General features: G+C 71.0%; 1 protein-coding gene. It reads left to right on the forward strand.

Features of this window, described 5'->3' with window-relative positions; translation table 11 throughout:
• Positions 1–1087: acyltransferase domain-containing protein (locus IEY86_RS35915; RefSeq protein WP_189136092.1), on the forward strand; the 1087-nt coding region annotated here is incomplete at both ends.

A 1087-nucleotide genomic window follows, 5' to 3' on the forward strand; every position in this document is an offset into this window, starting at 1 on the left:
CCGTCCGGCCGACAGACCGCTGCGGCTGGGGTCGGTGAAGTCGAACATCGGGCATACGCAGGCGGCTGCCGGTGTGGCCGGTGTGATCAAGATGGTCATGGCGCTGCGCCACGGTGTGCTGCCCAAGACCCTTCATGTGGACGAGCGGTCCTCTCATGTGGACTGGTCGGCGGGTGCGGTGGAGCTGCTGACGCGGACTGCCCAGTGGCCGCAGGCGGGTCGGCCGCGCCGGGCCGGGGTGTCGGCGTTCGGCGTCTCGGGGACCAACGCGCACGTCGTTCTCGAACAGGCGCCGCCGCAGGAGCCCGCGGACGGCACATCGCCGAGTCCTGCCTCGGCCCCGCCCGCCGTTGTGCCCTGGGTGGTGACGGGCAGGAGCGCGGGGGCGTTGCGGGGTCAGGCGCAGCGGTTGCTGGCGTTCGTGGAGGGTGGTTCTGGGTCGGGGGCGGTGGATGTGGGTGCTTCGTTGGTGGGGTCGCGGTCGGTGTTCGAGCATCGTGCGGTGGTGCTGGGGTCGGACCGGGAGGAGTTGGTGCGGGGGCTGGAGTTGCTGGCGGCGGGTGAGGTTTCGCCGAAGGTGGTGACGGGGGCTTCGGCGGGGGTGGGCAGGACGGCGTTCCTGTTCGCGGGTCAGGGTTCGCAGCGGTTGGGGATGGGCCGGGAGCTGTATGGGGCTTTTCCTGTGTTCGCGGATGCCTTCGATGCGGTCTGTGCGCATGTGGACCGGGAGTTGGCGCGTCCGTTGCGGGAGGTGGTCTTCGGTGGGGATGGCGGGCTGCTGGGGCGCACGGAGTATGCGCAGCCTGCGTTGTTCGCCCTCGAGGTGGCGTTGTTCCGGCTGGTGGAGTCATGGGGGGTTGGGCCGGATGTCCTGCTGGGGCATTCGGTGGGTGAGTTGGCCGCGGCGTATGTGGCGGGGGTGTGGTCGCTGGAGGATGCCTGCCGTCTGGTGGCGGCTCGGGGCCGGTTGATGCAGGCCCTGCCCGAGGGCGGGTCGATGGTCGCTCTCCAGGCGTGCGAGGACGAGGTGCTGCCCCTGCTGGCCGGCCGCGAGCACGAGATCGGCATCGCAGCGGTCAACGGCCCC

It is taken from the genome of Wenjunlia tyrosinilytica (assembly GCF_014646055.1).
GTDB classification, from domain to species: Bacteria; Actinomycetota; Actinomycetes; order Streptomycetales; family Streptomycetaceae; genus Wenjunlia; species Wenjunlia tyrosinilytica.